The organism is Leisingera thetidis, from assembly GCF_025857195.1.
GTDB lineage: Bacteria > Pseudomonadota > Alphaproteobacteria > Rhodobacterales > Rhodobacteraceae > Leisingera > Leisingera thetidis.
The window spans coordinates 2,787,359-2,808,906 of record NZ_CP109787.1 but is presented as its reverse complement, the minus strand read 5'-3'; the positions used below and the strand labels follow the sequence as shown (position 1 = coordinate 2,808,906).

Sequence of the window (21,548 nt, the reverse complement as noted above, 5' to 3'; positions counted from 1 at the left end):
GTATGGAGGCTGCATCCACTGAAGCTGATTGCCGACATTCAGGCGGTTTTCACATCGGTGATTGTTCTGCGCCGCAGTATGGCAAGGCAAAGCTAAACCGTCGGGCTGGGATAAACCGGCCGCATGGTGTTTGGATCTCAGTCCAGCAGCAGGCCAAGGCCACTGCCGTCGCGGATCGCGGCGACCTTGGCCCGGCCCAGCCGCTCGCTAAGCGTTGCCAACGGATACCCCAGGAACTTGCAGGAACAGATACGGGCGCCGCTCTCACGGTTGTTCAGAACCAGCCGGCCCATGTTGAATCCTAAGTCGAACCCTTTGCCCGCAAGCCGGCGGCGCAGGCCGGCCCAACTGGTGGATTGCCGAAATACCGGTTCCAGAACCCTGCGCAGCAGAACCCCGGTTTCGCAATCGAGACGATTGCTGTCTTCGGGTCCGCGCCACCGGGTCTGCAAGGGACCGGTTTCCGCGACTAGGTCAGGTTGATACATCATTCTTCGATCCTCCGATACCGCACGCGGCGTCTCCTGATGCGGAAGCGGTAAAACATGGCCGGGGCACCCATATCCCTGCGTTCCAATGCGTGACCAAGTCTTGCCCCGAACCCGTGAAACGCGCGTGATTACGGAAAACGTCATGCAATCACGGTTCCAGATTGCGGCGGCTTGGGCGGTTCAGATTCTGGAGGGGAAAAACAGTCTGATTTTAATTGATTTTTTATGCGAAATAATTTCCAGAAGCGCGGGCGCGTGGCAGAATTTCAGCGCCAAGCCGCCGCGGATCTGTTGCGATACGTTTCGGGAATTACAGTCTGACTTGCCGGAGTTGAAACACTATTCAGCCCCGGAGCAACTCAAGATCCCGTGGCAAAGGCGCTGGCCAGGCCATTCATGACCTGCGCACGATAACGGATATCCTCCGCCTCTGACAGAAAGCACAGGCGCGGGCCGGTGATGGTGAGAAGAACCATCCCGACACTGCGGCGATTGTCGTCGGAAATCACGAACAACCCCTGGCCAGAGCCGCGGTAACGATGCTCTTCGATGAAGCCGGGCAGGGCTTCGCTTCCGGGCCAGGGGGCGGATCCGGTCGCCGGCAACATGCGCGCCAGCGCCGGAGCGTCCTGTTGCCGGGCCGGGCGGAGCGACAGGTTGCCTGCCCTGAATGCCGGGGGATGCAGCAGGTGCCATTGTTCGGGCGCCATGACGTAGTCACGGCAAGGCTCGGAGGTTTGCGTGCCGTGAAAAAACATGCGCCTTGCGGCGGGGCAAAGTGAAAATCCAAGTCCGGTCAGAAGCGCGCGCGACGCGGTATTATCTGCATGACAGGTGGCGGTCAGCGGCGGACCAGCGCTGGCAAAGCGGGCCGCAACGGCCAGTTTCAGCGCCCGCCGCATCAGACCCTGGCGCCAAAACTCCGGTGCCAGCCAGTACCACAGCGATGCGCCGATGCAGAGCCCGCCCGCCACCCTGTCCTGGTATTCGATGATCCGCAGGTTTTCTCCGGGATGCGCGCCGTGGGCCAGAAGCTGGTGCGCTGCCTCGGATCCGAAAGGCCGGGCGACCGCGGCCAGCCAGCGGGCAATGCGGATATCGTTGAAATGTCCTGTGACCACGGTCAGGTCCGCCGCGGTCAACGGGCGCAGACGCAGGTCGCCCTCGGTCAGAATGTCAGGAAATCTATCCATCATGCCCCGTTTTCCGGCTGCCGTTCCCTGCCAGATGAGCGCAGATCCGGTGCTCGAATCAAGCCGGTGATTCGGATGCTTATCATGTTCGGAAAAATCTTCTGCGGCGCGGCGAAACCGGCTTTGAAACAGGCCGTTACAAAGCCGCTCGCAAAACGTAACGCAATTTTACACATTTTCGGAACGGCCCGCGGAAACCGCAGAAAAACGCGGCTTCCGGTCCTTTCTGATTGCGTCAACGTGCCGCTCGGATACCCTGTGTGCCACCCGGAAAAACGGGGCCCGTGGGAGGGTGGCCAATGCAGAAAATCTCAAGCAGGCAGCGCAACAGATCACTGGGGGCTTCAGTTCGGCCGACCGGCGCCCGGCGCCCCGGGCAGGGAGTCCCAGATCGCGGAAAGATCGCTGACCATGCGCAGATGGACCTGCCGGAGAAGGTCGCTCTTGAGAGGACCGTCCAGCAGTTCAACGGCCTTGCGCGCCGCCTGCATGTCCAGAGGATCGCCGGTTTCCAGCGCGCGGTTGATGGCGTCGCGGCAGCTTCGATCGACACCTTCGGCGGCGCTGCAAACATCCTTCAGCGCCCGGAAAAAGCGCAGATCGGCGGGGTCGGTCATCGGGTTTGCCTTTCGCTGCAAAAACCGGCGCCGGTTTACAGGGGGTGTTCATGACAGGTCAATCACGCAAAACCGGCGATATCCTTATGGACCGGGTGAAGACCATCCAGGCGATCGCCCAGGCCAATACCGAACAGCTGCGGCTGAACCAGAAAGCCAGCGGCCTGATGGTACTCGACATGAAGGATGCGCGGGACGGGGTCGAAGACCACGCCCACGAGGACGCGCAGGCGCAGAACGACGCGGCGCTCGAAGAAAACACTGAAACGATCAACCGGCTAGAGGCCAGGCTATCCGCTCTGGACGAGGAACTGGAAGCCGCGATGAAGGAGCAAAGCTGAATGACACAGCACCAGCCGCCGCAAGCGATGACGCTTTTCGACCTGATTGCCCGCACATGGGACGTGAAAACCGAGGTGCGCGCGCTTCAGTTCAATGCCAAGGGGACGTCATTGGCCGCGCAACTGGCCGATGGCCAAATGGCCTTTGTCCCGGTCCAGGACGCCGAGAGCCCGGACAGCCGGGTACGGGTCGAGGCCGATACCGGGCGGTCGAGCATCCGGCCCCGGTCCAAGCCGCTCCCGCCACCGGTGTTCAGCGAAGCGCCCGTGGCGCGCGCCGATGTGCCACTGTGCCGGCTTGGCGATCAGGGCTTTGCCTTTCCCCATGCCGGGACGGGTGTCCTGTGGCGCGCAACCGCGCGAGGCCAGACCCTGGCAATGAAAGCAGCGCGCCAGGACGCGGTCACTGCGCTGGCGGCCCTTTCGCGCTCTGGTCAGGTGGCCGTCGCGCATGGGACACGCCTGGCCTTGGTGGCCGAAACCGGCGGGGCTGAGGTGGCAGGTATCAAGCTGGATCACAGCGTTGCCCGGATTGCAGTTTCTGGCGATGAATCCCTGTTGGCCTGCTGGGGCGCGGGGCAGGTGAGCATCGTCCGTGTCGAAGACATGACCTGCCAGGCGCAGATCGCCTGCGACGGCAAGGTGCTGTGCCTCGAATGGTCGCCCTGCCAGCGCTGGCTGGTGGCGGGCTGCGAAGACAAGGCGGTGCTGCTGGCCGATGTGACCGCGGGGGCATCGGACCGGATCGTCGATTTCCCGGCGCCGGTTCTGTCTGCGCAGTTCAGCGGCAAGGCCAAGGCGGTCATCGCCTCGGGCGCGTTTCGGGTTGTGGGGTGGTCCTTGCCGGACCTGCCGTTCGGCGGCAACGCCGGCGCGCCGATCGAGACCGGAAAGCCGGGGCTGACGATTGTCGACCGGGTGGCGTTGCATCCCAAGCGGGATCTCTGTGCGGTGAGCTATGGCACCGGCCTCGTCATGCTGTGCCGCATCGGGCACCCGGATGAAATGCTGGTGCGCGAAGGCACTGGCGCGTCGGTTACTGCGCTGGCCTGGTCTGACGACGGCGCGCATCTTGCCATTGGCGGGGAGGACGGCAGCCTGTCGATCGCCACCTTCCCCAGCAACATGTTCAAATAATTGAAGGAAGAAGACACATGTCACAAGCACTGTCCGCTGAAGAGCAAAGCAAGGACCGTTATTTTCAAAAACTGGCTAAGGTTGCCGGCGAGATGGTCGAGGAGCACGGCAAGGACTTTGCCGCTGGAGCGCTGGTTCTGGCCGCGCGTTGGGTCTCGGAAAACCGTCTCAGTAAGACAGAGGATGTCAAGCACTAGTGATGTTTGGCCCTCTCGCGTGGCGCGGTTGCCGGTGACGATAGGCACTGAATCTGGTTTACGAGTACACCGCTTAGCGGCGCGGCCAGCTCGGCAAGCGGGCTGGTCGGCCTTGTAGCATTGGCGGCCGCCCAAAGCGCATCCGTCAACTCAGGCTCAACGAGCTGTGCATAGGCGCAAAGCTCATGAATGCGGAAGGTCGCGAAATGCAGACTGTCGCCATTCAGCAGGATCTCGCCATGGGGGCGTTTCGGCAATTGAGTGTTCAGCGCATTGCTGTGGACCGCCGCGCCCAGCGTGGTCAGCACCGACTTTCGCCACTTGGCGTAATCGGTGTCGTCGGAATGGTCGATGCCCACCGCATAAAGCTTTTCGGAAATCGCGCGGAAGGCGCGGCCCCCGGCGATGTGGCGGCGCCAGAAATCGCTGGCCTCCTCGGCGCTGCGGCAGGCGGCGAAACGCTCCGCCAGCTTGCGGCGGATCAGGATCACCAGCGCCATGTCCACGTCTTCCGACAGCGACCGGGCGATCTGCATCGCGGGCATCGGCAGGTCAGTCAGCGCCAGAAGCCGCAAGGCTGCCAGCTGTTCGGTCAACCGGGCAGAGAGCGCCGCCAGCCCGTGCCATTGCGCCGCGGTCAGCCCGCCGGTCTGGTGCTGACGTCCGATGGCCGCGGCCTCGTGCAGGGCCCGAACCCAGAGCACCGCCTGATCATAGACAAACACCAGGTCGACATCGGTGCTGGCCGGAGCCGTTTCGACCCGGGGCAGAGCGCGGAACCCCGGCAGGCTGCGCACGCCCGCGCGCCAGCCATGGTCGAAATCCAGACCGGCGGCGGACCAGAGTTGCCGCACTCGCGCCAGAAGCTGGGGCGAATGGCCCGGATAGGACAGTTCCGGCGCGGTTCCGTCGAGCGGGACAATACCACCGATGGGGAGATGCGGGCTCATCTTACTGCTTTTCAATGGTTTCTTTATCTCAGGATAGCGCGGCGCCTGGCCTCGGGGCCAGCTTTTTGTCGGCTGTCCGGACAGGAGGCGGCACCATGCCTTTGAAGACTCAGCTGCGTGCGAAACACAGCCAGGTGTTCCGGCTGGGTCAGATCGTTACCCTTTTGCAGATGTCCGCGGCCGAACTCGATGAGCATCTGGCCGCAGAGGCGCAGGAGAACCCGATGCTGGTTTTGCGCCAGCGGCGGGCCGCCGGGATGAGCGCCACGGATGTTCTGGAATTGACCGCGGTGGAACAGGCAAACAGCCTTTATGACCATGTGTTCCGCGAACTGGCCGGGCTGATCGGCCAGGGCGGGTTGATGGAAAAACTCATCACCGCGCTGATTGCGGAACTTGAGCCGTCGGGCTGGCTGGGACGCGCGCCTGCGGCGATTGCCGAAAGCTTGGAACTGAGTGGGGAGTTGGTGGAAACCGCATTGCGGGTGGTTCAGAAACGGGTCGATCCGGTGGGGTTGTTCGCGCGCGATCTCAAGGACTGCCTGCGGTTGCAGCTGGAGGATCGGGACGCGATGACCGAGGACATGGAGCTGGTGCTGGATCATCTTCCTGCGCTGGAAAGCGGCGGCCCGGCAGCACTGGTCCGGGCGACCGGACTGCCGCGGGATAGGGTACAGGACTGCCTCGCGCTGCTCCGCCGGCTCGACCCGAAACCAGGCAGCGCCTTTGTCTCGGATCCGACGCTCACACGTGAACCCGATGTCCGGATCACGCCGTCGGGCGAGGGCTGGGAAATCGAATTCCTGTCGTCGTGGCAAGGGGATATCGAGGTCATCAATCTTCCGCGCGGCGGCAGGGCAAGCGAGGCCTCAGAAGCGCTGGCCAAGGCGCGGGCGCTGAAACATGCGCTCCATGCGCGCGCGTCCGCCCTGAAACAGGTGGTCGGGGAAATCGTGAAGCGCCAGGGCGCCTATTTCCGCCTTGGCGACCGCGCTCTGGCTCCGATGACGCTGTCCGAAATTGCACTGGAAACCGGATTTCACCTCAGCACCGTCAGCCGGGTGCTGAACGGTTTGCTGATCGAAGGGCCGAACGGCATTGTTCTTGCGCGCACCCTGTTCACCGGCACGGCGTCAGCCCGGACGACCCAATCCAAGCCGCAGGTCCAGGCGCGCATCCGGGCGCTGCTGGCCGGCGAAGACCCGAAGAAGCCGCTGTCCGACCGGCGGCTGACGGCCATTCTGCAGGCCGAAGGGATCGCGGTGTCGCGCCGTGTCGTGTCGAATTACCGGCAGGACATCGGTATCCACGCCGCCGCGAAGCGCCGGCTGCGGGCCTGACGCCGCAACCCCTCGGCGCGGTATGACGCCACAGAAGCGGACATCCGGATGCAGTCGCCGACCCGCATGGTTCCGGCGATGCCGCAGTGCAGAAAGTCCGATATCTTTCAGAGATTTGCGCTGACCGGGGCCGTGCTTTCGGGGGGCGCGATCCGGGATGTATACCGCGGGTGTTTCAGCAGGTGTAACGAAGCGTAAAATCCCTGGAACGGCGATTGTAACGTTATGCGACAACCTGTCCGTATGCTTCGCCCGGCCTCGTTCTTAAGCAAAGCGTCCCGCGAAAAATTCATCGAAAAATATTACGCAAAATCAGTCAGATAATAGACTTTTTTGCGATGCTTTGAGCGTCTGCCGAATTCTGGAACCGGCCTTGCCAGAAGAGAACCACAAGACGCCAGCGCCCGGACAGGACGCTCAAAGAACGAAGGACAGGGAGAGAGACCAGCAGCCGCCGCAATGCAGCGGGCGCGTCGACCTTCTCAACCTTTGCCGAGAACCGGTGCCTCAAGCGGGCGCCAAACCGAAACGGCAAAAGCCGCCAACCGGGCGCCGGGCGACTGGCCCCAGAGCTTTAAGGAGGCTCATGGCATGACTTTGACGCTCAACAAGATCACGTCCCAACGTGGTATCTCGGTAGGGGAGGCCACCAAGAAGATCTCCGATCTCGGATGGAATCCGTCCTACGTCCAGGAAGCCGCCACCTTCCCGACTGACTACAAGATCACCAAGGCCCCGCGCGACCCGATGAAACAGGTCCTGCGCTCCTACTTCCCGATGGAAGAGGAAAAGGACAACCGTGTTTACGGCGCGCTCGACGCGGCGCTGCGCGGCGACATGTTCCGCAACGTGGAGCCCCGCTGGATCGAATGGATGAAGCTGTTTCTGGCAATCATCCCGTTCCCCGAAATCTCGGCCGCGCGGTCGATGGCCATGGTGGCGCGCCTGTCACCGGGCGAGGACCTGCGCACCGGCTTCACCATGCAGATGGTCGATGAATTCCGTCACTCCACGATCCAGATGAACCTGAAGAAGTGGTACATGGAAAACTACATCGACCCGGCGGGCTTCGACATCACCGAAGAGGCCTTCGGCAAGTGCTATGCCACCACCATCGGCCGCCAGTTCGGCGAAGGGTTCATCACCGGCGACACCATGACCGCCGCCTGCATGTACCTGACCGTGGTGGCGGAAACCGCCTTCACCAACACGCTCTTCGTGGCCATGCCCTCGGAAGCGGCGCGCAATGGCGACTATGCGCTGCCCACGGTGTTCCTCTCGGTCCAGTCGGACGAAAGCCGCCACATCGGCAACGGCCATTCGCTTCTGATGGCCGCGCTGAAGGAGCCGGAGAACCACCTTCTGCTGGAACGCGACCTGCGCTACGCCTTCTGGCAGAACCACGCCATCGTTGACGCCGCCATCGGCACGTTCATCGAATACGGCACCACCAACCGCGACAAGGAAAAGGAATCCTATGCGGAGATGTGGCACCGGTGGATCTTCGAGGACTATTACCGGACCTACATGCTGCCGCTCGAAAAGTACGGCGTGAAGGTGCACCACGACGACGTCCAGGAAGCCTGGAAACGGATCACCGAAAAGAACTACGTCCACAAGGTCGCCCAGTTCTTTGCCGTCGGCTGGCCCGTCAACTTCTGGCGCATCGAAGCCCAGACCGAGAAGGACTTCGAGTGGTTCGAGCACAAGTACCCGGGCTGGTACGCCGAGTTCGGCGAGTTCTGGAAGTGGTACGCGAAACTGTCGAAGCCGGGCGAGAAGGTCGTCACCTTCAACGAGGACACCGGATACGTCTATCCGCACCGCTGCTGGTCCTGCCTCGTGCCCTGCCTGATCCGCGAAGACATGGTGGTCGACGAGATTGACGGCGAGCTGCACACCTTCGCCCATGAGCTGGATCGCTGGACCGCGGTCGAGGCTTTCTCGGACGAATACCAGGGCCGGCCGACCCCGGCGATGGGCAAGTTCTCGGGCAAGCGTGAATGGGAAACCGTCTATGACGGCTGGGACCTGGCGGATGCCATCAAGGATCTCAACTTTGTCCGCGAAGACGGCGAAACCCTGGTGCCGCAGCCGCACCTGCGGTTCGACAACAAGGACATGTGGAAGCTGGAGCATGTCCGCGGCCACACCCTGGCCTCGCCGCTGAAAGCGCTGCGCGCCATGTCGCCCAGCGATCGCGAGGCGCACATCGCCGAGTATCGCGCAGGCTTCACCATCAATCCCTGCAACTGATCACGACCATCGCCGGGGCCGCGAGAGCGGCCCCGGCACCCCCCGCAAGCACGGGAGAGGGAGGAAACAACAATGACGGACATCTACAACGTGCGCCTTGAGCCGGTCGGCGTGGAGTTCGAGGTCGAGGACGGTGAATACATCCTTGACGCCGCCTTTCGTCAGGGCATCGCGCTGCCGCATGGCTGCAAGGAGGGCCAATGCTCGGCCTGCAAGTGCGTCCAGCTCGACGGCGAGTCCGAGATGGAGAACTATTCGACCTTCGCGCTCAACGACATGGAAAAGGACGGCGGTCATATTCTGATGTGCCGCACTCTGGCGCTCAGCGATATCGAGATCGAACTGCTGAATTACGACGAAGAGGTGCTGTCCAAGAGCATCCCGGTCAAGCAGTACACCGGCCGGATCACCGATTTTCAGAAGCTCACCCATGACATTCGCGGAGTCCAGATCGAGCTGGATGCGCCTTTGAAATTCTGGGCGGGTCAATATGTCGACATCACGGTCAAAACCGAAGAAGGGGAGGAGATTACACGCTCGTTCTCCATGGCAAATCCGCCGAGCGAAACCCAAAAACTCGGCTTCATCATCAAGAAATACCCCGACGGACGGTTCAGCAACGAACTCGACGACGGCGGCATCAAGGCCGGAGCAGAAGTCAGCATCGAAGGCCCCTACGGCATGTGCTTCCGACGCGAAGAGCGGCAAGGACCCGTGATCCTCGTCGGCGCCGGCTCGGGCATGTCGCCGGTCTGGTCAATCCTGAATGACCAGGTGGCCAGCGGCGAGGATCGCCCGATCTACTTCTACTACGGTGCACGGTCGCAGGACGATCTGTTCAAGCTGGACGAGATCAGCGCCATCACCGGCGCCCATCCCAATGTCGAATTCATCCCCGTGCTCAGCCACGAGGAAGAGGGCAACGGTTGGACCGGCGCGCGCGGCTTCGTGCATGAATACGTCGACACGCACCTGCGCGAGCTGGGGATCGACGGCGACGGCGATGTCTATGCCTGCGGCCCGCCGCCGATGATCGACGCGCTGACGCCGGTGCTCTTCATGCACGACTTCGATACCGACCGCATCTTCTACGACAAGTTCACGCCCACGTCCGGTTCTTCGGGCCACTGACGGCCCGAACGCTCGTGACGTGAACGAAACCCAAGGGAGGCAATCATGCCAGCAACATCCAGCTCAGTCGGATCCGGTGCCGCCGGTGCCGCGGAATTCATCGGCTCCAAGAGCCGCAAGTACAATTACTTCGAACCGCGCGGCAAGCGGGCGACCCACTACGAGGACGTCACCGTCGACGTCCAGCCCGATCCCGAACGCTACCTGATCCAGAACTGGATCATCGAGTTCGAGGGCGGCAAGGGCGGCGGCGCCTACCGGAAGGACAACACCGCAGCGCTGTCGTCAAACTGGCACGCCTTCCGCGCGCCCGACCAGGAATGGGAGCGGACCCACTACCAGCGCCAGTCGAAGATCGAGACCATGGTGCAGAACGTGATCTCGAACGCCCGCAAGGCCGGCGCGCACAAGGTCTTCGACAAGAACTGGCAAACCATCCTCCAGAAACATCTGGGCGCATGGAAACACGCGGAATTCGGCCTCGGCACCTCGCTCATGCAGGCGCAGCGCTACGGCTATACCCAGATGATCAACAACGCCACGCTGACCAATTCCTCCTACAAGATGCGCCTGACCCAGGACATCACGCTCTACCTGGCCGAGATCGGCATGGACATCGACGGCTGGGATGACACCCTGGGCAAGAAGATGTGGCTGGAAGATCCGATCTGGCAGCCCTGCCGCGAGGCGATCGAAACGATTATGGGCTCGGAAGACTACCTCGAGCAGTATTTCGCCATCAACATCGTCTTTGAGCCGATGGTGGGCGAGCTGATCCGCTCGGGCTTCTTCATGCAGGCGGCCGCGGCCAACAACGACTTCATCACACCGCCGGTGATTTCCGCCGCCGAAGCTGACTATGAGCGCAACCTCGCGAACACCGTCGACCTGATCTACCTGCTGGCGCACGACGAAGAGCATGGCGAACACAACCGCGCGCTCTTCAAGGGCTGGCTCGCCAAGCACGGCGGCCTGGCTGAAAAGGCCACTGCCGCGCTTCAGCCGATCTGGTCGCAGCCGCATTCCAAGCCGGTCTCCTTCGAAGATGTCAAAGCCGTCTCGCAAGAGCGCCTTGGCAGAATCATCGCCGAGCTGGGCCTGTCGTAACTCTCTGAAAAGGAACTGGAACCATGTCTAGCACAGCGCGCAATGCGTCCAACCAGAACATCTTCAAATCGATGAAGGACATCGACCTGACCTCACGCGAGGTCTCGCACCAGTGCGGCGTCACCATGAACGACAGCGTCGAGGCCCGCGCCATCGCCGAGTTCATGGAGGAAAACGACCCCAATGTCACGATCACCTACAACCCGGCGACCATCCGGATCGATGGCGAGGGCAAGCTGATCTTCCAGATGAGCGAGATCACCGAATACCTGGGCCGCGAGATGACCGCCGAGACCTTCGAGGTCAACACCTCGACCCACTACGGGCGGATGGTCCGGGTCGACGACGATACCGTGATCCTGTTCGGCGATATGAACGAGGTCATGGAATACATCTGATCGACCTCTGACGGCTCCGGGGCCGCTGCACCCGCTAGGCCCCGGAGCCCCCAATATCTCAGCCAACGCAAGGGAGGACACCATGTTCAAGACACCGGACGGAAAAGAGATTTTCGTTCTCGACGGGCACACCCATTTCTGGGACGGCAGCCCCGAGAACCAGGCGAACGTGCACGGCAAGCAGTTCATCGACTGCTTCTATGCCTATCACACCAACCTGAGCCCCGAGGACCAGCTCTGGGAGAAGGCCAGGTTCGAGAAGTATTCCGAGGACGACATCTACCGCGACCTGTTTGTCGACGGGCCCGACGACATGGCGATCATCCAGTCGACCTATCTGAACGACTTCTACAAGAACGGGTTTTCTTCGATCGAACGCTCGTCGTCGATGGCCAAACGCCACCCGGAGCGCTTCATCGTCAACGGCAGCTTCGATCCCCGCGATGGCGAGAAGGCGCTGGATTACATCCACTACATGAAGGAAACCTTTGATATCAAGGGCGTGAAGATGTACACGGCCGAGTGGAACGGCGACAGCAAGGGCTGGGCGCTGAACGATCCGGCGGCCTACAAGTGCTTCGAGCTGTGCGAGAAGCTGGGCATCAGGAACATTCATGTCCACAAGGGTCCGACGATCATCCCGCTGTCGAAGGATGCTTTCGACGTCCATGACGTCGACCACGCTGCCACCGATTTCCAGGGCCTCAACTGGATCATCGAACATTGCGGCCTGCCGCGGCTCGACGATTTCTGCTGGATCGCGACCCAGGAAACCAACGTCTATGGCGGCCTGGCGGTGGCGATGCCCTTCATCCATTCGCGCCCGCGCTACTTCGGCGAGGTGATTGCGGAACTGCTGTGGTGGGTCGGCGAAGACAAGCTGTTGTTCGGCTCGGACTATGCGATCTGGACGCCTGGGTGGCTGGTCGAGAAGTTCTGGGACTACCAGATCCCCGAGGACATCTCGGCAGAACGCGGCGGCGTGCAGCTGACCGACGAGATCAAGGAGAAGATCCTCGGCCTCAATGCCGCCAGGCTCTACGACATCGATGTCGAGGCGAAGAAGGCACAACTGGCCGGCGCTCCGGTCCAGATCGCGGCGGAGTGATCCGATGCGTGTCGAAAACCTGAGCGCTGTGCACGAGCTGGAAGTCTGGGACCGTCTCGAATCCGTGACGGACCCGGAGCTTGACGAGCCCATTACCGACATGGGCTTCGTCGAGCGCATCGAGGTGACGCAAGCCAGAAAGATAAGGGTGAGGGTCGAGTTTCGGCTCCCCACCTACTGGTGCTCACCCAACTTCGCCTTCCTGATGGCCTTCGGCATCCGCAGGGAAGTCATGATGCTGCCCTGGGTCGACGAGGCCGAGGTGCAGCTGAACGATCACTGCTTCGGCGACAAGGTCAACCAGGGCGTCAACAGCGGGCGGCCCTATCACGAGGTCTTCGCCGAGTATTGCGATGGCGCGCGGCTTGACGACGTGGCCGGGAAGTTCCTCGCCAAGGCCTTCGACCGGCGGCAGGAAACCGTGATGCTGGGCCTTCAGGGGCTCGGATACAGCGCCGGCGAGATCGTGTCGATGACGCTGGGCGACCTGCGCCGGATCGGCTTCGAGGGCGAGGAAGAGCTGCGCCAGAAACCGCGCTACCTCGACATTCTCGCGGCGCAGGGCCTGGCCTATGCGGCGGATGATCCGGCCTTTCCCACCTGGGACGGCCAGCCGATCGAGGCCGCGGATCTGGGTGCGCATCTGACCCGTCTGCGCAGCACGCGGATCAATATGGAGTTCAACGGGGCGCTATGCCGGGGGCTCGCCAAGACGCGCTACAAGGAAGTCGAGATCGGGCCCGATGGTCCGACGCTGATCGACTTCATCGAAGGTCGCGTGCCGCCTCGGGAAGAACTCGCCGCGCGAGGGTAATTCACTGAAAAATCATATGAAATTAGGACAGCGCCCAGGTTTTTGTCTGGGCCGATGGAGGAAGATATGGCTAAACTCATGGTACACGGCAAGACCGCCCGCAACTGTCTGGCCCGCGGTGTCGCGCGGCTTGCGGCAGCGGTAGAACCGACGCTCGGGCCCAAGGGGCTGAATGCAATGGTGGACCGCCCGGTGGGCACCCCGCTGGTGACCCGCGACGGGGTCAGCATTGCCTCGGAGATCGAACTCAACGACCGCTTCGAGAACATGGGCGCCCAAGTGGTGCGCGAGGTTTCGATGCAAACAAATGACGTGGCGGGGGACGGTACGACTACCGCCATCGTGCTGGCCAACGCACTGATCCAGCGTGGCGTGGATTTGACCGATAAGGGTGTCAAGCCAGTCGATCTCTGCAAGGGGATCGACCTGGCGGTTGCGCGGGTGGTCGACGCGATAGATGCCTCCTCGCTCGATTGCGACGACCACCCGGAGTACCTTGAGGCGGTGGCGCGCGTGTCGTCGACTGATCCCAAGCTGGGCGGGCTGGTGGCCGAAGCCTTTCGCCGGGTGGGCCGCGATGGCGTCATCTCGGCCGACTTCGGCGTCACCATTGAAACCACGATGGACGTGGTCGAAGGCATGTCTTTCGAGCGTGGCTACATCTCGCACCACATGGTCACCGACCGCGAGCACATGGAGGCGGTGCTGCGCAACCCGCTGATCCTGCTGACAGACCAGAAGATCTTGAAGCCCGAGATGCTGGACTCCGCCATCTCGATTGCCAATGCCAAGAACCGCCCGCTTCTGATCGTCGCGGAAGAGATCGCGCCAGAGGTGGTGGTCAAGCTGCTGGAGAACGGCGGCGCGGGGAGATACCTGATCGTGCATCCGCCGGAATACGGCCATTGGCGCTCCGCCATGATGGACGACCTTGCGATCCTGACAGGCGGCGAGGTTCTGGCCCGCGATCTGGGCAAGAAGATCGAGACCGTCACGCTGGCGCAGCTGGGCGGGGCGGAAATGGTCCGCTCACACGCATCCGGCACCTCGGTGCTGCGCGGCGAGGGCGATCCGGAGGCGATTACCGCCCGCCGCAACCAGGTCCAGCGCCAGCATGACGTGGCCCCGCCGAACATCGAGAAGGACAAGCTGCGCGAGCGGCTGTCGAAACTCACGGGCGGCAGCGCGATCATCTATGCAGGCGGTTTCACCCCGGTCGAGCAGAAGCGCACGATCCAGCTGATCGAGGATGCGCTTTGTGCGGTCCAGGCGGCAGCCGAGGATGGCGTGGTCGCAGGCGGCGGTACGGCGCTGGCGCAGATCTCCGGCTGCCTCGACACGCTCGACGCGCTCGGCGACGTGGCCAAGGGCATCCAGCTAGTGCGTTCGATCCTGACCGAACCGGTCCGCCGCATTGCCCGCAATGCCGGGGCCGACGTGGCCGCCGTGGCGCACGCCGTGGCCGAGGGCCCGCCGGGCCACGGCTACAACGCCGCCACCGGCACCTACGGCAACATGTTCGAGTCCGGCATCGTCGATCCCGCCCGTGTGCCTGCCAGCGCGCTGGTCAACGCAGCCTCGGTCGCGACGCTGATCCTGACCACGGAAACCCTGGTCGGCGACCTCGAAGAAGGCGAGGCCGACCCGACCGAAGGCCCCGCCCGCGGTGGCGGTGCCGAGCTTCTGGGCCGCGCCTGAGCGCGGTTCCACACCCGAGGGGCCGGGCGTTCCGGCCTCTCCCGAGCAAAGGACATAGACCATGAAAGCAGCGAGACTCTACGAATACGACCCCGGCATGAATGTCGAGTTGAAGATCGAGGACGTCGCCGCGCCCACGATCACGGCCGCGGACGAGGTGATCGTCAAGGTCGGCGCCGCGGGCCTCTGCCGCACCGACCTGCACATCATCGAAGGCGTCTGGAAGGACATCATGGACACCGAGGGCAACCTGCTGCCCTACGTGATGGGCCATGAAAACGCCGGCTGGGTCGAGGACGTGGGCAGCAATGTCACCTCGGTCAAACCCGGCGACGCGGTGATCTGCCACCCGTTCAACGCCTGCGGCATCTGCCTGGAATGCCGCTATGGCCATGACATGTACTGCGACCACGGCAAGTTCCCGGGTCTCGGGCTGGATGGCGGCTTTGCTGAGTATTTCAAGACCAACGAACGTTCGGTCATCAAGCTGAACACCGGCATCACACCGCTGAGCGTCGCGCCGATGGCCGATGCCGGGATCACCGCCTACCGCGCCGCCAAGAAGGCCGCGAAACTGCTCAATCCCGGCGGTTATGTCCTGCTTTTGGGGATTGGCGGGCTGGGCCATATCGCGCTCCAGGTGCTCAAGCACACCTGCGGCGCACGGGTCATCGCGGTGGACCGGGAACCGGCGGCGCAGGTGCTGGCCAGGGAGCTGGGGGCCGACATCGTGCTCGACGGCGGGCCGAACCTGATCGACGAGGTCAAGGACCTGACCGGCGGCGGTGTGCATGTGGCGATTGATTTCGTCGGTGAGCACGGCACCGAGAACATCTGCTGGAAGCTGCTGCGGCAGGGCGGCGAGCTGATCATGGTGGGCTATGGCGGCAGGGTCGAAGTGCCGACGCTGGAGCTGGTTGCCAACGAGATCAAGATCGGCGGCAGCCTGGTGGGCGACTTCGTCGAATTGGTCGAGCTGATGGAGATGAACGCCGACGGCAAGGTCACGATGCACCAGACCGAATACAAGCTGGCCAACATCAACCAGGCGATTTCCGACTTCAAGGATCGCAAGTTCACCGGGCGCGGCGTGATCGTGCCCTGACACGCAGCCCGGCTCCCCGAGGCGCGCCGCCCGCGTGCCTTGCCCCGCGGGCCTGCGTCCTTCCCGGGTGCCCGCGGGGCCCCTTACCACCTGCAATGCCGAGGACACCATGGCCAAAGCCATCCATTCCATGATCCGCGTGCTGGACGAAAAGCGCTCGGTCGATTTTTACCGCAGGGCCTTCGGGCTGACCGTGGCGGAGCGTCTCGATTTCGACGGCTTCTCGCTGGTCTACCTGTCCAATGACGAGGCCGACTTCGAGCTCGAACTGACAATCAACAAGGGCCAGACCGAGCCCTACGACCTGGGCAACGGCTATGGCCACCTGGCGGTCTGCGTGCCCGATGTGGCGGCGGAACACGCAAGGTTCGAGGCCGAGGGGCTGAAGCCCCGCAAGCTCGTCGAATTCAAGCACGAGGGCGCAACGCTCGCCCATTTCTTCTTCGTTCAGGACCCCGACGGTTACGAGATCGAGGTCCTGCAGCGGGCCGGACGCTACCGGTAATCCAGATCAGACAGGGAGGATCCCAATGTCACTTCGCAAGCAAGGCATGACCCGCCGCCAGCTGCTGTCGCAAAGCGCGCTCTTCGGTGCCGGCTTCGTTATCGGCGCCGGTTTCGTCGCGGGCAAGGCCAGCGCCTCCAATTGGGCGCTCGAGGTCGAACATCTCAAGCCTGAAACTATGGCGACGCTTATCCAGATGGCGCGCGATATCTATCCGCACGATCAGGTCGGCGACGAGTTCTATGCAATCGCAGTCAAGGGCTATGACACCGCAGAGGCGGCCGAAGGGGTTGAGGCCGGTGTCGCAGCGCTGAACGATGCGGCCAGGGGCGTGGGCTATGCCCGCTACATCGGCATCGGCTGGGAACGTGACCGCGCCGATCTGTTGCGCGGTTTCAAAGACACCGCCTTCTTCCAGCAGGTCCGCGGCGGTCTTGTGACGGGTCTCTACAACCAGAAAGCGGTTTGGCCGATCTTCGGATACGAGGGCGAGAGCTTCTCCGAAGGCGGCTACATCGACCGCGGTTTCGACGACATCCACTGGCTTTGAGGGGGCTTGAGCAATGAGCGCACCATTTGACCTGACAGACGGCAGCGTTGTTGTCGTGATCGGAACCGGCGCCGGGGGCGGCGTCCTGGCCAACGAACTGGCCCAGAAAGGCGTTTCCGTCGTCGCGCTGGAGGCCGGCGGGCGCTACCTGCCCGAGGATTACATCAACGACGAATGGGACAGTTTCGGCCAGCTTGCCTGGGTCGACCCGCGCACCACCAGCGGTGATTGGCGGGTGTCGAAGGACTTCTCGGGCCTGCCGGCCTGGATCGTCAAGGCGGTCGGCGGTACGACCATCCACTGGGCCGGAGCGTCGCTGCGCTTCCAGGACCACGAATGGAAGGCGCGCAGCACCTATGGCGATGTTGAAGGGGCCAACCTGCTCGACTGGCCGATCGACCCGCGCGAGATGGACAACTACTACGCACTCGCTGAAAACAAGCTGGGCGTGACGCGCACGGGCGGCCGTGCCGGGCTGCCGGGCAACAACAATTTCAAGGTCTTCGAGAAAGGCGCGCGGGCGCTGGGGTACGAAGCGGTCCACACCGGCCGGATGGCGATCAACTCGGCTGATTACGACGAGCGCCCGGCCTGCCAGCAGACCGGGTTCTGTTTCCAGGGCTGCAAATGGGGGGCCAAATGGTCCGCCGCCTATACAGACATTCCGCGCGGTGAAGCGACGGGCAACCTTGAGGTGCGTGAGCGCTGCCATGTTCTGCGGATCGAGCACAACGAGCATGGCAAGGTCACGGGCGTCATCTATGCCGATGCGGATGGCAACCAGCAGGAACAGAAGGCGCGGGTTGTCTGTGTTGCCGGGAACTCGATCGAAAGCCCGCGGCTCCTGCTCAATTCCGCCTCGCCGATGTTCCCCGACGGGCTGGCCAACAGTTCCGGCCAGGTCGGGCAAAACTACATGCGGCATGTGACCGGCTCGGTCTATGCGGTCTTTGATCAGCCGGTGCGCATGTGGCGCGGCACGACAATGGCCGGGATCATCCAGGACGAGGCGGTACACGACCCCTCCCGGGGCTTCGTGGGCGGTTACGAGCTGGAGACGCTGGCACTGGGCTTGCCGTTCATGGCGGCCTTTCTCGATCCCGGCGCCTGGGGACGGGAGTTCACCACCGCGATCGACCACTACGAGAACATGGCGGGCATGTGGATCGTGGGCGAGGACATGCCGCAGGAAACAAACCGCATCACGCTCAACACCGGCGTGACCGATCAGCACGGGTTGCCGGTGGCCAACGTGCATTTCGACGATCACCCCAACGACATCGCGATGCGCGGCCATGCCTACAGCCAGGGCAAGGCGGTCTATGAGGCGGTCGGCGCGACCCGCGTCTTCCCGACACCGCCCTATCCGTCGACCCACAATCTCGGCACCAACCGGATGGCGGCCAACCCGCGCGACGGGGTGGTCAACGCCCATGGCCAGAGTCATGACATTGCCAACTTGTTTGTCTCAGACGGCAGCCAGTTCACGACCGGCGCGGCAGAAAATCCGACGCTGACGATCGTGGCTCTTGCGATCCGGCAAGCCGAGTACATCGCAGCGGAGCTTGGCCGTCAGAACCTCTGACCCCGCGCTGAAACACCGATACAAAAACCGAATTTCCAACCCAGGGAGACGAAGATGGACGGAAATGACATGAGGAAGACGGGCGGATGCCCCGTCATGCATGGCGCAACAAACAAGGCGGGGCGCAGCAACCGCGACTGGTGGCCGAACCAGCTGAACCTTTCGGTGCTGCACCAGCATCAGCCGGTGTCCAACCCGATGCCCGAAGGCTTCGATTATGCAAAGGCCTTCAAAGCGCTCGACCTGGATGCTGTCAAAGCCGACCTGACCGCGCTGATGACCGACAGCAAGGACTGGTGGCCCGCCGATTACGGCCACTACGGGCCGTTCTTCATCCGCATGGCCTGGCATAGCGCGGGCACTTACCGCACCGCCGACGGGCGCGGCGGGGCCTCGACCGGCACCCAGCGCTTCGCGCCGCTGAACTCCTGGCCCGACAACGGCAACCTCGACAAGGCCCGCCGGCTGCTCTGGCCGATCAAGGAGAAATACGGCAATGCCCTGTCCTGGGCCGACCTGATGATCCTGGCGGGCAACGTCGCCATCGAGAGCATGGGCGGGCGGACCTTTGGCTTCGGCGGCGGGCGCGAGGATATCTGGGCGCCCGAAGAGGACGTCTACTGGGGCGCCGAGACCGGCTGGCTGGCGACTTCGGACAAGCCGAACAGCCGCTATTCCGGCGCGCGCGAGCTGGAGAACCCGCTTGCCGCGGTGCAGATGGGGCTGATTTACGTGAACCCAGAGGGCCCGGACGGCAATCCCGATCCCATCGCCTCGGGCCGCGACATCCGCGAAACCTTTGGCCGGATGGCGATGAACGACGAGGAAACCGTGGCCCTGGTTGCAGGCGGGCACACCTTCGGCAAGGCGCATGGCGCAGGGGACCCGGCCCTGGTCGGCGCCGAACCCGAGGCCTGCCCGCTGCAGGACATGGGCTTTGGCTGGAAAAATTCGCACAAGTCCGGCAAGGGCGTGGATACGACGACCTCGGGCATCGAAGGCCCCTGGACGCCGAACCCGACAACGTGGGACATGGGCTATTTCGACGTGCTCTTCGGCTACGACTGGGAACTGACAAAAAGCCCGGCCGGCGCGCATATCTGGCACGCCAAGGGGCTTTCGGACGAGGATCACGCGCCCGAAGTCGATGCCTCGGTCGCCAAGGTGCCGGTGATGATGACCACCGCCGACATGGCGATGCGGATGGACCCGATCTATGGCCCGATCTCCAAGCGGTTCCACGAAAATCCTGAGGAATTCGCCGAGGCCTTCGCCCGCGCCTGGTTCAAGCTGACCCACCGCGACATGGGGCCCAAAGCCTGCTATCTGGGTAAGGAGGTGCCCGGCGAGGACCTGATCTGGCAGGATCCGGTCCCGGCCGTGGATCATCCGCTGATCGACGGCAAGGATACCGCGTCGCTGAAGACGGAAATCCTGGGCTCCGGCCTTTCGGTCGCCGATCTGGTCTGGGTGGCCTGGGCCTCGGCCTCCAGTTTCCGCGGATCGGACAAGCGCGGCGGCGCCAATGGGGCGCGCATCCGTCTTGCCCCGCAGAAGGACTGGGAGGCCAACGAGCCGGACCGCCTGGCACATGTTCTCGATGTGCTGACCGGCATCACCAGCGCTTTCAACGGCGGCGCGTCCGGCGGCAAAAAAGTGTCTCTGGCAGACGTGATCATTCTCGCGGGCAATGCGGCTGTCGAACAAGCGGCAAAAGCCGCGGGCCACGACGTTATCCTGCCGTTCACCCCGGGCCGCACCGATGCGAGCGCCGCCCAGACCGATGCCGAATCCTTTGATCCGATGGAACCCATCGCAGACGGTTTCCGCAACTACGAGAAAGCCGCCTATTCGGTTCCGGCCGAGGCACTTCTGGTGGACAAGGCCCAGCTTCTCGGGCTCAGCGCTCCCGAGATGACGGCCCTGGTCGGCGGGTTGCGCAGCATCGGCGCAACCCATCAGGGCACGGATACGGGTGTTCTGACAAAGACCCCCGGGGCGCTTAGCACGGACTTCTTCGTCAACATTCTGGACATGGAGACGGAATGGGTGCCGGTCAACGGCACTGAGCGTGTCTTTGAAGGTTGTGACCGCGTCAGCGGTGCCAGGAAATGGACCGCGTCGCGCGCAGATCTCGTATTCGGCTCGAATTCGCAACTTCGGGCGCTGGCGGAAGTCTATGCCAGCCGTGGCAATGAAGGCCTCTTCATCGCCGATTTCGTTGCGGCTTGGAACAAGGTCATGAATGCTGACCGGTTCGAACTGAACTGACGCCCGACGCGGCGGATCAGACGAAAACCGGATTCGGTTTGTTAGCGAGTATGTCGGGGGCCGGACACGGGTCCCCGACAGGTTGCGGCGGCCATGAATGTCCCGATCGCGGAACCGCGTTTCGGCCAGGATGCATGCCCGGAACACGACCAAAAACCGTAAGAAAAAAGCCTGTTGCGGCCATATTCGACCGTAAATTTTTGGCAATTGGCTGCGCAGTCTGCTAACATTTGTGCACGGGAGGAAAAGTAGTGGTGGATATATTTTCGAAGCGCGGCGGTCCGCGTCTCGAAGACGTGAAGGCAAAGCGTCTTCTGTCGGAAAATGCTGGCACGATACGCAAACTTGCGGATCAGATCAGCAATGGCGGGTTCAGCCGGATGCAGGCCGATCAGGCGCGCCGGAAACAAGAGCCGAAACCCGACGGACTGATCATCCACGACATGAAGGTGCGGGTCGCATCCGACGCGCCCGAGCCTTATGTCAAGGTCAGCATCAATAACCGGGTGGTGCTGGTCGACAAGTCGACAGCCCTCCAGATGCAGATGCTGGGCGAGATCCGCGGCAACTTCATGTCGAAAAAGTTTGTGCTGGCGACGAGGGAAAACGGTTTCTTCTCGCCGCTGGAGGACGACATCGCCGCCGCACTGGCGCATCTGGACGGAGTGGAGATGACCGGCACCTTTAACGATCGCGCCCTTGCCGAGGCGATTGAAGCCGTGCTTGTACCGCAGGACAACTGATCCCCACCCAC

At 62.9% G+C, this 21,548-nt stretch carries 21 protein-coding genes; 17 read left to right on the top strand and 4 right to left on the bottom strand.

Annotation, left to right across the window (positions count from 1 at the left end):
* Window positions 1–137: 137 nt before the first annotated feature.
* The 3 genes from OKQ63_RS13430 to OKQ63_RS13420 form a co-directional block, all read right to left on the bottom strand.
* A complete protein-coding gene (locus OKQ63_RS13430; protein ID WP_264210581.1) occupies window positions 138–491 on the bottom strand; it encodes a hypothetical protein in 354 nt (117 codons plus the stop codon).
* Window positions 492–850: 359 nt separating this feature from the next.
* On the bottom strand, window positions 851–1,687 hold the full coding sequence (locus tag OKQ63_RS13425) for a GNAT family N-acetyltransferase (RefSeq protein ID WP_264210580.1): 837 nt from the start codon (window positions 1,685–1,687) through the stop codon (window positions 851–853).
* Window positions 1,688–2,028: 341 nt separating this feature from the next.
* Window positions 2,029–2,301 carry a hypothetical protein gene (locus tag OKQ63_RS13420; RefSeq protein WP_264210579.1) on the bottom strand — a complete coding sequence of 91 codons (273 nt, stop codon included), beginning with the start codon at window positions 2,299–2,301 and terminating at the stop codon, window positions 2,029–2,031.
* Window positions 2,302–2,351: 50 nt separating this feature from the next.
* Between OKQ63_RS13420 and OKQ63_RS13415 the strand changes: the two genes are divergently transcribed.
* Genes OKQ63_RS13415 through OKQ63_RS13405 form a run of 3 tightly spaced genes read left to right on the top strand, consistent with a single transcriptional unit; the run spans window position 2,352 to window position 3,976 of the window.
* Window positions 2,352–2,642 carry a hypothetical protein gene (locus OKQ63_RS13415; RefSeq protein WP_264210578.1) on the top strand — a complete coding sequence of 97 codons (291 nt, stop codon included), beginning with the start codon at window positions 2,352–2,354 and terminating at the stop codon, window positions 2,640–2,642.
* Window positions 2,643–3,779: a WD40 repeat domain-containing protein gene (locus OKQ63_RS13410; RefSeq protein ID WP_264210577.1), complete on the top strand. Its 1,137-nt coding sequence runs from the start codon at window positions 2,643–2,645 to the stop codon at window positions 3,777–3,779.
* Window positions 3,780–3,796: 17 nt separating this feature from the next.
* Window positions 3,797–3,976 (top strand): hypothetical protein, encoded by a 180-nt coding sequence (locus OKQ63_RS13405; protein ID WP_174149211.1) that lies wholly within the window; start codon window positions 3,797–3,799, stop codon window positions 3,974–3,976.
* On the opposite strand, the gene OKQ63_RS13400 is transcribed toward OKQ63_RS13405, so the two are convergent.
* Window positions 3,973–4,926, bottom strand: coding sequence for a hypothetical protein (locus OKQ63_RS13400; RefSeq protein ID WP_264210576.1), 954 nt, complete (start codon window positions 4,924–4,926; stop codon window positions 3,973–3,975). The genes OKQ63_RS13405 and OKQ63_RS13400 overlap by 4 nt on opposite strands.
* A 95-nt stretch (window positions 4,927–5,021) precedes the next feature.
* Here OKQ63_RS13400 and OKQ63_RS13395 point away from each other — a divergent pair, with 95 nt between their 5' ends.
* The 14 genes from OKQ63_RS13395 (at window position 5,022) to OKQ63_RS13330 (ending at window position 21,537) form a co-directional block, all read left to right on the top strand.
* Window positions 5,022–6,266 carry an RNA polymerase factor sigma-54 gene (locus OKQ63_RS13395; protein WP_264210575.1) on the top strand — a complete coding sequence of 415 codons (1,245 nt, stop codon included), beginning with the start codon at window positions 5,022–5,024 and terminating at the stop codon, window positions 6,264–6,266.
* A gap of 591 nt (window positions 6,267–6,857) precedes the next feature.
* Window positions 6,858–8,522, top strand: a complete 1,665-nt coding sequence (locus tag OKQ63_RS13390) for an aromatic/alkene/methane monooxygenase hydroxylase/oxygenase subunit alpha (RefSeq protein ID WP_264210574.1) — start codon at window positions 6,858–6,860, stop codon at window positions 8,520–8,522.
* 72 nt (window positions 8,523–8,594) lie between these two features.
* Window positions 8,595–9,653 (top strand): NADH:ubiquinone reductase (Na(+)-transporting) subunit F, encoded by a 1,059-nt coding sequence (locus tag OKQ63_RS13385; RefSeq protein ID WP_264210573.1) that lies wholly within the window; start codon window positions 8,595–8,597, stop codon window positions 9,651–9,653.
* 45 nt (window positions 9,654–9,698) lie between these two features.
* A complete protein-coding gene (locus OKQ63_RS13380) occupies window positions 9,699–10,760 on the top strand; it encodes an aromatic/alkene monooxygenase hydroxylase subunit beta (RefSeq protein WP_264210572.1) in 1,062 nt (353 codons plus the stop codon).
* Between the two features lie 23 nt (window positions 10,761–10,783).
* Entirely contained in the window at window positions 10,784–11,158 is a 375-nt protein-coding gene (locus OKQ63_RS13375) for an MmoB/DmpM family protein (RefSeq protein ID WP_264210571.1), read from the top strand.
* Window positions 11,159–11,240: 82 nt separating this feature from the next.
* Window positions 11,241–12,266, top strand: a complete 1,026-nt coding sequence (locus OKQ63_RS13370) for an amidohydrolase family protein (protein ID WP_264210570.1) — start codon at window positions 11,241–11,243, stop codon at window positions 12,264–12,266.
* Between the two features lie 4 nt (window positions 12,267–12,270).
* Window positions 12,271–13,080, top strand: coding sequence for an iron-sulfur cluster assembly protein (locus tag OKQ63_RS13365; protein WP_264210569.1), 810 nt, complete (start codon window positions 12,271–12,273; stop codon window positions 13,078–13,080).
* A gap of 66 nt (window positions 13,081–13,146) precedes the next feature.
* The gene (locus tag OKQ63_RS13360) at window positions 13,147–14,778 is read left to right on the top strand and encodes a molecular chaperone GroEL (protein ID WP_264210568.1); all 1,632 of its coding nucleotides are present in this window, start codon (window positions 13,147–13,149) and stop codon (window positions 14,776–14,778) included.
* 61 nt (window positions 14,779–14,839) lie between these two features.
* The gene (locus tag OKQ63_RS13355; RefSeq protein ID WP_264210567.1) at window positions 14,840–15,883 is read left to right on the top strand and encodes an NAD(P)-dependent alcohol dehydrogenase; all 1,044 of its coding nucleotides are present in this window, start codon (window positions 14,840–14,842) and stop codon (window positions 15,881–15,883) included.
* 109 nt (window positions 15,884–15,992) lie between these two features.
* The gene (locus OKQ63_RS13350; protein ID WP_264210566.1) at window positions 15,993–16,388 is read left to right on the top strand and encodes a VOC family protein; all 396 of its coding nucleotides are present in this window, start codon (window positions 15,993–15,995) and stop codon (window positions 16,386–16,388) included.
* Window positions 16,389–16,413: 25 nt separating this feature from the next.
* Window positions 16,414–16,938 carry a Twin-arginine translocation pathway signal gene (locus OKQ63_RS13345; protein WP_264210565.1) on the top strand — a complete coding sequence of 175 codons (525 nt, stop codon included), beginning with the start codon at window positions 16,414–16,416 and terminating at the stop codon, window positions 16,936–16,938.
* A gap of 13 nt (window positions 16,939–16,951) precedes the next feature.
* Entirely contained in the window at window positions 16,952–18,523 is a 1,572-nt protein-coding gene (locus OKQ63_RS13340; RefSeq protein ID WP_264210564.1) for a GMC family oxidoreductase, read from the top strand.
* A gap of 54 nt (window positions 18,524–18,577) precedes the next feature.
* The gene (gene katG / locus OKQ63_RS13335; RefSeq protein ID WP_264210563.1) at window positions 18,578–20,794 is read left to right on the top strand and encodes a catalase/peroxidase HPI; all 2,217 of its coding nucleotides are present in this window, start codon (window positions 18,578–18,580) and stop codon (window positions 20,792–20,794) included.
* A gap of 254 nt (window positions 20,795–21,048) precedes the next feature.
* Window positions 21,049–21,537, top strand: a complete 489-nt coding sequence (locus OKQ63_RS13330) for a hypothetical protein (protein ID WP_264210562.1) — start codon at window positions 21,049–21,051, stop codon at window positions 21,535–21,537.
* The last annotated feature ends 11 nt before the right edge of the window (window positions 21,538–21,548 follow it).

What these genes read in the sequence shown, in the direction of transcription:
- OKQ63_RS13375 (WP_264210571.1), top strand. Translation starts at nt 10,784, where the DNA reads ATGTCTAGCACAGCGCGCAATGCGTCCAACCAGAACATCTTCAAATCG.
- OKQ63_RS13355 (WP_264210567.1), top strand. Translation starts at nt 14,840, where the DNA reads ATGAAAGCAGCGAGACTCTACGAATACGACCCCGGCATGAATGTCGAG.
- OKQ63_RS13405 (WP_174149211.1), top strand. Translation starts at nt 3,797, where the DNA reads ATGTCACAAGCACTGTCCGCTGAAGAGCAAAGCAAGGACCGTTATTTT.
- OKQ63_RS13420 (WP_264210579.1), bottom strand. Translation starts at nt 2,301, where the DNA reads ATGACCGACCCCGCCGATCTGCGCTTTTTCCGGGCGCTGAAGGATGTT.
- OKQ63_RS13415 (WP_264210578.1), top strand. Translation starts at nt 2,352, where the DNA reads ATGACAGGTCAATCACGCAAAACCGGCGATATCCTTATGGACCGGGTG.
- OKQ63_RS13390 (WP_264210574.1), top strand. Translation starts at nt 6,858, where the DNA reads ATGACTTTGACGCTCAACAAGATCACGTCCCAACGTGGTATCTCGGTA.
- OKQ63_RS13370 (WP_264210570.1), top strand. Translation starts at nt 11,241, where the DNA reads ATGTTCAAGACACCGGACGGAAAAGAGATTTTCGTTCTCGACGGGCAC.
- OKQ63_RS13380 (WP_264210572.1), top strand. Translation starts at nt 9,699, where the DNA reads ATGCCAGCAACATCCAGCTCAGTCGGATCCGGTGCCGCCGGTGCCGCG.
- OKQ63_RS13395 (WP_264210575.1), top strand. Translation starts at nt 5,022, where the DNA reads ATGCCTTTGAAGACTCAGCTGCGTGCGAAACACAGCCAGGTGTTCCGG.
- OKQ63_RS13345 (WP_264210565.1), top strand. Translation starts at nt 16,414, where the DNA reads ATGTCACTTCGCAAGCAAGGCATGACCCGCCGCCAGCTGCTGTCGCAA.
- OKQ63_RS13400 (WP_264210576.1), bottom strand. Translation starts at nt 4,926, where the DNA reads ATGAGCCCGCATCTCCCCATCGGTGGTATTGTCCCGCTCGACGGAACC.
- OKQ63_RS13385 (WP_264210573.1), top strand. Translation starts at nt 8,595, where the DNA reads ATGACGGACATCTACAACGTGCGCCTTGAGCCGGTCGGCGTGGAGTTC.
- OKQ63_RS13340 (WP_264210564.1), top strand. Translation starts at nt 16,952, where the DNA reads ATGAGCGCACCATTTGACCTGACAGACGGCAGCGTTGTTGTCGTGATC.
- OKQ63_RS13360 (WP_264210568.1), top strand. Translation starts at nt 13,147, where the DNA reads ATGGCTAAACTCATGGTACACGGCAAGACCGCCCGCAACTGTCTGGCC.
- OKQ63_RS13350 (WP_264210566.1), top strand. Translation starts at nt 15,993, where the DNA reads ATGGCCAAAGCCATCCATTCCATGATCCGCGTGCTGGACGAAAAGCGC.
- OKQ63_RS13425 (WP_264210580.1), bottom strand. Translation starts at nt 1,687, where the DNA reads ATGATGGATAGATTTCCTGACATTCTGACCGAGGGCGACCTGCGTCTG.
- OKQ63_RS13430 (WP_264210581.1), bottom strand. Translation starts at nt 491, where the DNA reads ATGATGTATCAACCTGACCTAGTCGCGGAAACCGGTCCCTTGCAGACC.
- OKQ63_RS13365 (WP_264210569.1), top strand. Translation starts at nt 12,271, where the DNA reads ATGCGTGTCGAAAACCTGAGCGCTGTGCACGAGCTGGAAGTCTGGGAC.
- katG (WP_264210563.1), top strand. Translation starts at nt 18,578, where the DNA reads ATGGACGGAAATGACATGAGGAAGACGGGCGGATGCCCCGTCATGCAT.
- OKQ63_RS13410 (WP_264210577.1), top strand. Translation starts at nt 2,643, where the DNA reads ATGACACAGCACCAGCCGCCGCAAGCGATGACGCTTTTCGACCTGATT.